Origin of the sequence: Rhizobium leguminosarum (genome assembly GCF_004123835.1) — a bacterium.
In the GTDB taxonomy this organism is placed as follows: Bacteria; Pseudomonadota; Alphaproteobacteria; order Rhizobiales; family Rhizobiaceae; genus Rhizobium; species Rhizobium leguminosarum_M.
The window spans coordinates 1-7,868 of the sequence record NZ_MZMU01000021.1 but is presented as its reverse complement, the minus strand read 5'-3'; the positions used below and the strand labels follow the sequence as shown (position 1 = coordinate 7,868).

Below are 7,868 nucleotides of genomic sequence, written 5' to 3'. Positions count from 1 at the left end.
CACCGAAAAGCCCATCTGCCAAACTGGACCCACATGTACAATTGGCATCGTCCTCATGGTAGCCTGAAATCAAAAACACCCATCGGTCGCCTCGGTCTCAACCGAGACAACCTGTTGAGGCTCCACACCTAGCTCTCGATCTCCAGTGGGCCTTTTAGACGATGCGACCGTAGCCAATGCTGATATTTTTGCTGACGCGCGGTGGAGCACGTGAAGCGCAACCGCAACTCCGGGATTCGCGCATCCCAGGATACAAGCAAGGTCGTGATGGTAGAATGAATGTAAGGCTTTTTAAGCCGGCGTGTGGTCGCACGATGGGTGGCGAACGACTACCGCCATTTCTTGGTGAGAAAACCCGACGGGCCTTGAACGGGGTCGCTGTGGGGAATGGGTACTGACGAGATTTTTGCCAGCATTTCGCTTGATGCAGCCGAAGTCTGAATGTCGGCATACTGTCCCTCAGGATAAGCGCCGACGACCTGGAAGTCCGACGTGCAGCCGAGATTTTGGTGCCCTGTCCCGGCTGGAAGCACCAGACAGTCTCCCGCCGTGACCTTTATTGCGTGACCACCGGGACCGCCAATGAGAAGAGTGGCGCTACCCCGTGCGACACCGAGCACCTCATGTGCGCTGGTATGGTAGTGCTGATAATCGAAGACACCGTTTGTCCAGATGCCTGTCCAACCGCTTCCTGCGAAGCGATCTTCGAAATCACAAGATCCGTCGTCGCCAGAAAGCCCCTTGTAAAGTAATACCGGAAGGCGCTGATTGTTCGGGACCCGGTCGCTCGGCTCGAAAATTGTCGTTTCGACGTGCATGTTAAATGCCTAGGTTTCGGTTGCCGCGAGGGCGCGGAGCCGTTGAAGATGTTCACGCAGGTCTTTTGAGGCGCTCGTCACTGAAGTCTTCCGCGCTAATGGCTTCAAAAACTAAACCTTGGTGATTGCCAAAGGTTCCTCGACGCGCTGTAGCCTCGGCGAGGATATGGAGACCGCCGGATGCTTCGCGCTCCAAGCAAACACAAGAGAGGGCGCTCTGCGCCCCCCGATCCGGCTACGTGCGGCCTCGGCTAGTCAGTGGGCCAGCATCTCCTCGGCGATCTGCTTCCCATTCAGGCTCGAGGGGTAGTAGGTCGGCCAGTTAGTGACCTCATTCAGTAGGGCGGCGCGGTCATTGCCCCAATAAAGATGGTAGTGCTCGGCCTTCTCGGGGGCGACGATGTGATCGCTGAACTGGATGAACCGAGGTGCGGCGTCATCACCGACGCTTTTCCTGAAGATGAAACGAACCCCTCGATTACCTTTTTTGTAAGTGAGGATTTCGTGCCCATCCGTCTCGTAGTCTCCGGTCACGGAGTCCTTGCCGCGGAAAAACGTAACTTTCTTTCCGTTGATGACGATCCGGTCGACGTCGGTCTTGTAGCCCTTGTCGTAGTAGGCACGATATTCCCCGGCGCTCTTGTCGCCGTGTTTCGCCTTGTCGGCCATCACCGGATCCAAGGTTCCGTCGACAAGATAGGGATAGACTGATTGCCAGTCGCCTTCCCAGTCCGACAGTTCACGCGCCTTCACCTGATCGTCATCGAAATAACCCTCATTTACCGACCCCTTCTTATCGTGGGAATGGCTGTGGCTGTGATTGTTTCCCGAAGATGTCTGGGCGCCTGCCGTTCCTGCAAAAGTCAATGCTGCAGATACAGCCAGTGCGTAGCTGAGTGTTGTGATCGCCTTGTTCATTCACTGAGACTCTTTCGATTGGCCGGCACGGATCGTGCCAGTGGTGATGTAATAACATTACAAACGCCAATTAGCGTGCTTTGACTGCAAGCGCAAGATGCGCGTCGCCGGGGGATCACCATTCAAATGCATTACATCCAAGTAATCAGGAGGCGCCCATCGCTCCAAAAGCTCCGGCTCAAAGCCGTATCGGTGCCGAAATCCGGGATCGTGCTGGCGTCATAGGCGCGGTCTGCGAGCACGTGCTTGGCCGGCAGCCCCCTGACGAGAACACAGGCAGGAGCCGTATCATTCTTCGATTTGTTCGGGCTGCAACGCCGAAAGTCCCACGTGCGGCCGCTCTGTCTCCAATCTGCCGACAGGGCGGCCGCTTCGCACATTATCAGTCTTTGTTGCCGGCGGGCGCGGGCGCGGGCAGCAAGACCTGCTCAGCCGAATGCCTCGGTATCATCAGTTGTGCGAGAACGTCGTCGGCCGAGTGGCTCGAACTGCCAATGCCGGCCTCTCGCAGCTGGCGATCGAGGTCGCTGCCGTTTTCCAGTGCGGCCAGTTCAGCACCGGCTTCGATGCGGCCGGCAGTGATTTCCTGGCGTTTCTTGATACGTTCGAGACTTTCGACGGCGCTGCCGAGACGGGTATTGATGCCCGACTGGCTATGGGCAATCGCCGACTGAGCGCGCAGCAGCGACTCATTGGCTTTGACGTTCTCCACTTCGCGCTTCATCTGAGCGATGCGCGCTTCGGTCTCTTGGATCGTGCGCAGCATCTGCTGCTGGCGCGGCAGTAGCCGATCGAGCTCTTCCTGATCGCGCTGCACTTCGGCACGGGTCCCGGCAATGCGCTGAGCGAGACCCTGAGCCAGATCCGTGCGGCCCGCGGAGATCGCAGCGCGAGCGCTGTCGGTATCCTTGGTCTCCTTTGCGCGGTTTTCTTCAAGTCGGCGCATGACGCTCTTGTTGGACGCCATGATGCCGGCCAGATCGGATCGCGCACTGCGCAGCGACTGTTCAGCGTCGCGGATTTCTTGATCAAGAATGCGCATGGACTGGCTGTCGGCGGCCGCTTCCGCTGCCTCGTTGATGCCGCCGCGAATGGCGGTGAAAATCTTTCCCCAGGTGCTCACGCTGAAATCTCCCCGCTTTTCCATTCTTCAATCATGTGTGCCGCATCGACGGCATTGGCAACCAGAATCGCCACTTCCTCGACCACCGTCTCGGCCGGCGAGCGTGCTGACAGCGAGCCGAACAATTCATACCATTCCTCACCGTCGATCGTGGTGATGCCGAAGCTGGAGAGCGGCACGAACTTGTGCGTCTTCAGCACCATCCGTTCGAAGGCTTCTCGGTTGGGCACGTCCTTGCAGGGCACCAGAACTGCGCTGACAAGGATGTCGCGCTCCCCGCTCACTGCGACGAAGACGTCGAGATCGCCTTTTTCCTTCAGAGTCACGCATATGACGTCGCCCTGTTCGGGTACGGCTACATCCACATCGCCCAGTACCTCCGGATCGGCGGCGAACAGGCGCGTTAAAGTGGTGAGGTTCCAGGTCTCCAAAAAATCCTCCATCGGTTGGAACGTCGAAAATATCTGGGTAGTCGATATGCCACTTAAAGGTGGCGCGCTAAATAAATTTCGCTAGGCTAAGCGTTGGGAACGGGGGCCAATCGCGTGCCATTTATCGCTTCATTACTGCGGCGTGTATATCTCTCGCTCGGCGAATTGGCCTGGTCAGCCCTTTTTCTTATCCTCGTGATCCATCTGGTCGCTTCTTATCTGCTCTTCCTGCTAGCCGGCGAAGGCGACCTCGTCGGCAATCCGGTCGACTTTCTTTATTACTATATGGTGACGGCAACGACTGTCGGCTATGGCGATCTCTCTCCAAAATCCGGGCTCGGCCGAATCATGACCGTCCTGTTCGTTCTTCCCGGTGGCATTGCCATCTTCACCGCTGTTCTTGGCAAGTTGTTGACAACTATCGGCACGATCTGGAGAAACCGCATGCGCGGATTGGGTGATTACAGCGAACGCACCGGCCATATCATCGTCCTCGGCTGGCAGGACGGGCAGACATACCAGACGCTTCGGCTGCTGCATGCCGAACGACAGGCCAACGAACCGATGAGTGTTCTGGTTGCCAAGGACCTTCCGGAAAATCCCGCCAGCAATTACGCCGACTATATCAGAACGGAGCGGCTTGCCGATGCCGACGCTCTGGTGCGGGCCGGAGTGGCGAAGGCGCGCGCGATCATCGCGCGCGGCGCAAATGACGACGAGACGCTCGCTGCCGTGCTGATTGCCGAAGACCACGCGCCCAATGCCCATATCGTGGCCTATTTCGCCGACGACCGCACGGCGCAGATGGTCAAACAACGCCGGCCGCGTGTCGAGGCGGTGGGCTCGCTCGCCGAGGAGCTGCTGTCGCGTTCGGCCCGTGATCCTGGCTCTTCGGAAATCGCCGCACGGCTGCTGTCGGCGGCCTCCACCGACACGGCCTTTTCCCTGGCGGTTCCGCCTTTGCAAATGCCGCTACTCTATGGAGACGTGTTTTTAAGGCTCAAGCGTCAACATAACGTGACGCTGGTGGGCATGCTGAGCCAGGGCATGACCGACCTCAATTGCCGGGACGAGACGCTGATGCGGGGCGGCGAGACCCTTTACTATATCAGCGGAATGCGGCTAGATCCCGCTGCCATCGCTTGGGCTCGAATGGGAGAGGTATCATGATCGGCTGGTTCGGCAGAGACAAGAACGAAAGGCCCTTACCCAAAGAACTTGGCCCGTTGAGCGCTGCCATCGGCGGGGCGTTGGAGATCGATTTCCTCTCCCTCGAAGCCGAGGCTTTGGCCGGCCAGCCGGCCATGCCGCTGCCACGGAGCGGCCCGTTCATCATTGCCGCCTACGGTGAGGTTTCGCTCGATGCCGCGACGGTTCTGTCGCGCTACTACGATGAAGACCATCGGATGATTCAGGTGATGTCGACGTCGGGCCAGCCGGGTGATGTCGACGACATCAGCTTTTATCAGCCCTGGGATAGCGTCGTGCCTGCCGGGCAGGGCGAATGGAACCGCTGGACCGGGCCGGAGGGCCTGATCGGCCAGCCAACCTACGACGCCGACGGCATCCTCTATAGCCGCTTCTGGGGCGAAGGCCCGGAACGCACCCCATTGGTGGAGTTTGTCGAGAAGGTCGACGACGGTGAGGCGCAGCGCTCCATTCACCAGACCTGCATGCTGTATTATCGCCCGCTTGGCTCGGCGCGCGAAATGCTTTTGATCAATGTCGAGCGCGACCTCGATCTCGGACAGAGCCAGGCAGGCAGCTCGGTGGAATTTCTGATCGGCTACGGACTCGCTCCGGCCGATGTTCGCCGCGTCTGAGGAGATTCTATCAATTTCAACGGAGGACTTTTTCAATGCTCGATTACGTGGCGGGTCTGCCTGCCTTCCTCGGCTATTTCGCCGTCGGTCTTGCCGCCTATGGCGTTTTTGCGGTGATCTACACATTCTTGACGCCGCAGAAGGAAGTCCAACTCATTCGCGCAGGCAATCTTGCCGCCGTCACGGCATTCTTGGGCGCGCTTGTCGGTTTCAGCCTGCCTCTGGCTTCGGCCGCAGCCAATTCGGTCAGCATCGTCGACTACATCATATGGGCGGTGGTCGGCATTCTGGCGCAGATCCTCGCTTACTATATTGCGAATTTCACCATGACGGATCTGCATGAAAAGATCACTGCCGACAATATCGCCGCGGGCATATGGGGCGGTGGCATCGCGCTCGTCATCGGTATTCTCAACGCCGCCTGCATGACCTATTGAGGGGAGGGAACGATGCGCAGACGTAAGAGCGGACACAAACGACCTTTCCTGGCCCTCGGCACGATCGCTGCCTCGACCCTGGCGCTGTCCGGTTGCGGCGATCAGACTCCTTCGGAGACAATGTTCACCTCCGTCGACCAATGCGTGACTTCCGGCATGGACCGGCAGGTCTGCCAGGCCGGCTATCAGGATGCCATGCGGGCCCATCTCGCCGCCGCGCCGCGTTTCAATGGCATGGCCGCCTGCGAGGCCGAATACGGCTCGGGCCAGTGCACGGAACAGTCGGCCAGTGCCGTCCCCACCAATACCAGCGGAGGCGGCAGCTTTTTCGTGCCGTTCCTGACAGGCTACGTGCTGTCTTCCGCACTCAACAACATCGGCGACTATTACAATTATCGCCGGCGCCAGGAGGAGAGTGGCTCCTACGGCTCGACACCGATTTATCGCAATCGCTCGGGGCAAACGGTGACAACGACTGTTCGCTCGGGCGGCAACGACACCGCGATCGCGCCCTCGCGTCAGACTGTCAAGCCGGTCAACGTCAACACTCGCACCGTTGCCCGTCAAGGCTTCGGGGGCCGTTCGTCGTTCAGTTTCGGCGGCTGACATGAAGCGCATCACCCTTCCGGCGCGTCCTGATTGGCTTGACAAGGCGCGCGCCGTCGGCTTCGGGTTTCACGTCATGTATGGCGAGCCCTATTGGCTCGACGATGCCGCCTATACGTTCACGCTCGATGAGATCGAGATGCAGATCGAAGGGCCGAGCCAGGAACTGCACGACATGTGCATGGATATGGTCGGCGATATCGTCAGAAGCGAAGAGACGCTCGACAGGCTAGCCATTCCGGAGGACCTGCGCGATGTGGTGCAGCGCTCCTGGCAGCGCCGCGACCGGCACCTCTATGGCCGATTCGATCTTGCTTACGACGGCACTGGTCCGGCCAAGTTGCTCGAATACAACGCCGATACCCCCACTTCGGTGTTCGAGACAGCCTATTTCCAGTTCAACTGGCTGACCGACCAGATGGCTTTGGGTATCCTGCCCAAGGATGCGGACCAGTATAATTCCCTGCAGGAAAGCCTCGTCGAGGCGTTCGAGCAATTTTCCAAAGAGTCGATCTTCCACTTCGCGGCGATGACCGACAATGAGGAGGATCGCGGCACGACGGTCTATCTGATGGACTGTGCAGTGCAGGCCGGCCATCGCGTCGAGCTTCTGGACATACGCGAGATCGGCATCGATGCGCAGGGCCGTTACACCGACCTCAAGGATCGGGTAATCGACCGCTGCTTCAAGCTGTATCCGTGGGAATTCATGCTGCGCGAGCCGTTCGCCCGCGACCTCGTGCGTTCAGGCGATGTTTTCGTCGAGCCCGCCTGGAAGGCCGTGCTCTCCAACAAAGGGCTTCTGCCTCTGCTCTGGGAGCAGCACCCCAATCATCCCAACCTGCTGGCTAGCTATTTCGCAGACGACCCGGCGGCCTCGAGTTTGAGCGACTATGTGCGCAAACCACTGCTGTCGCGAGAAGGCGAGAACGTCACGATATTCCGAGATGGCCAGGAATTGATTTCCGCGCCCGGCGATTATGGTGACGAAGGCTTTATCGTTCAGGCCTATGCCGCGCTTTTCGAAAGCGATGGCGGCTTCGCCGTGCTCGGCAGTTGGATCGTCGGTGATCGCGCCTGCGGTCTTGCGGTCCGCGAGGACCGCTCGCGCATAACCGCCAACTTGTCGCGTTTCGTACCGCACGTCATCGTCGGATAAGAGGAGATGCCTCACGCCATGCGCGGCTATCTTCCTTTAATTGTCGAGCGATGCCGCCCCAGTTTCATCGGCGATAATCTCGACCCTGATGCCGGCCGTCCGCCGACGCACCTGGCGCGTACTAGATCAAGCACATGCGCCGCCGACACCACCGTCATCCGGCCGGCGATCACCTTCGATAGAATCTCGATCCGCTGTAGATCACGCTCGCTCATCGCTATCAGTCCCATCCGCAATCTCCTACGTCATCAAACGCGGGGAGAGTGACATTCCAACTTTGCAGAAACAGGACACTTCAACTTTGCGGCTACATCAACTGTGGCGGAGGAGTTGGAATGTCCGCTTCTGTGCAAAGTAGAAGTGTCACTTTGGGTTGGTGCACGGCCCGACGACCAGCCCCGATCTGACCGGCTGGTCCGGGTTGCAAGATCAGATCGGGGCGGGTGAGGGACAGCTTTCGGCTTTAGCTTTGAGACTATGCGATCGACCCCTCACTCTGCAGCGTCGAGCCTTGCGAGTGCCGCGTTGCGGCGTTCAATCACCGCCGGATCGT

The 7,868-nt window shown here is 59.1% G+C and carries 10 protein-coding genes and 2 pseudogenes; 6 read left to right on the top strand and 6 right to left on the bottom strand.

Annotated elements, in window-relative coordinates:
* Window positions 1-132: transposase (locus tag B5P46_RS28720; protein WP_164986496.1), on the top strand; the 132-nt coding region annotated here is incomplete at its 5' end.
* A gap of 197 nt (window positions 133-329) precedes the next feature.
* Here the strand turns inward: B5P46_RS28720 and B5P46_RS28715 are convergent.
* From B5P46_RS28715 to B5P46_RS28695, 5 genes and pseudogenes are all read right to left on the bottom strand, one after another.
* The gene (locus B5P46_RS28715; protein ID WP_129421701.1) at window positions 330-818 is read right to left on the bottom strand and encodes a cupin; all 489 of its coding nucleotides are present in this window, start codon (window positions 816-818) and stop codon (window positions 330-332) included.
* A gap of 255 nt (window positions 819-1,073) precedes the next feature.
* Window positions 1,074-1,736: a ZinT family metal-binding protein gene (locus tag B5P46_RS28710; RefSeq protein WP_129421700.1), complete on the bottom strand. Its 663-nt coding sequence runs from the start codon at window positions 1,734-1,736 to the stop codon at window positions 1,074-1,076.
* A gap of 200 nt (window positions 1,737-1,936) precedes the next feature.
* A pseudogene (locus B5P46_RS35605) lies at window positions 1,937-2,032 on the bottom strand (IS5/IS1182 family transposase); the annotation flags it as partial.
* An 86-nt stretch (window positions 2,033-2,118) separates the two neighbouring features.
* Entirely contained in the window at window positions 2,119-2,859 is a 741-nt protein-coding gene (locus B5P46_RS28700) for a PspA/IM30 family protein (RefSeq protein WP_129421698.1), read from the bottom strand.
* Entirely contained in the window at window positions 2,856-3,302 is a 447-nt protein-coding gene (locus B5P46_RS28695) for a YjfI family protein (protein WP_129421697.1), read from the bottom strand. The genes B5P46_RS28700 and B5P46_RS28695 overlap by 4 nt, the downstream gene beginning before the upstream one ends.
* A 102-nt stretch (window positions 3,303-3,404) precedes the next feature.
* Here B5P46_RS28695 and B5P46_RS28690 point away from each other — a divergent pair, with 102 nt between their 5' ends.
* From B5P46_RS28690 to B5P46_RS28670, 5 genes are read left to right on the top strand one after another with little or no spacing between them, the layout of a single operon-like run.
* Window positions 3,405-4,460: an ion channel gene (locus B5P46_RS28690; RefSeq protein WP_129421696.1), complete on the top strand. Its 1,056-nt coding sequence runs from the start codon at window positions 3,405-3,407 to the stop codon at window positions 4,458-4,460.
* Window positions 4,457-5,113 (top strand): YjfK family protein, encoded by a 657-nt coding sequence (locus tag B5P46_RS28685; protein WP_129421695.1) that lies wholly within the window; start codon window positions 4,457-4,459, stop codon window positions 5,111-5,113. The genes B5P46_RS28690 and B5P46_RS28685 overlap by 4 nt, the downstream gene beginning before the upstream one ends.
* A 35-nt stretch (window positions 5,114-5,148) precedes the next feature.
* The gene (locus B5P46_RS28680) at window positions 5,149-5,550 is read left to right on the top strand and encodes a DUF350 domain-containing protein (RefSeq protein ID WP_129421694.1); all 402 of its coding nucleotides are present in this window, start codon (window positions 5,149-5,151) and stop codon (window positions 5,548-5,550) included.
* Between the two features lie 12 nt (window positions 5,551-5,562).
* Window positions 5,563-6,156: a DUF1190 domain-containing protein gene (locus B5P46_RS28675; protein ID WP_129421693.1), complete on the top strand. Its 594-nt coding sequence runs from the start codon at window positions 5,563-5,565 to the stop codon at window positions 6,154-6,156.
* Window position 6,157: 1 nt separating this feature from the next.
* The gene (locus tag B5P46_RS28670) at window positions 6,158-7,315 is read left to right on the top strand and encodes a glutathionylspermidine synthase family protein (protein ID WP_129421692.1); all 1,158 of its coding nucleotides are present in this window, start codon (window positions 6,158-6,160) and stop codon (window positions 7,313-7,315) included.
* A gap of 45 nt (window positions 7,316-7,360) precedes the next feature.
* Here B5P46_RS28670 and B5P46_RS35600 read toward each other — a convergent pair.
* Window positions 7,361-7,545, bottom strand: a pseudogene (locus tag B5P46_RS35600) (ISNCY family transposase); the annotation flags it as partial.
* Window positions 7,546-7,868: the final 323 nt, after the last annotated feature.

Coding starts and splice junctions, on each gene's coding strand:
- B5P46_RS28715 (WP_129421701.1), bottom strand. CDS start 818: ATGCACGTCGAAACGACAATTTTCGAGCCGAGCGACCGGGTCCCGAAC.
- B5P46_RS28710 (WP_129421700.1), bottom strand. CDS start 1,736: ATGAACAAGGCGATCACAACACTCAGCTACGCACTGGCTGTATCTGCA.
- B5P46_RS28695 (WP_129421697.1), bottom strand. CDS start 3,302: ATGGAGGATTTTTTGGAGACCTGGAACCTCACCACTTTAACGCGCCTG.
- B5P46_RS28685 (WP_129421695.1), top strand. CDS start 4,457: ATGATCGGCTGGTTCGGCAGAGACAAGAACGAAAGGCCCTTACCCAAA.
- B5P46_RS28680 (WP_129421694.1), top strand. CDS start 5,149: ATGCTCGATTACGTGGCGGGTCTGCCTGCCTTCCTCGGCTATTTCGCC.
- B5P46_RS28675 (WP_129421693.1), top strand. CDS start 5,563: ATGCGCAGACGTAAGAGCGGACACAAACGACCTTTCCTGGCCCTCGGC.
- B5P46_RS28670 (WP_129421692.1), top strand. CDS start 6,158: ATGAAGCGCATCACCCTTCCGGCGCGTCCTGATTGGCTTGACAAGGCG.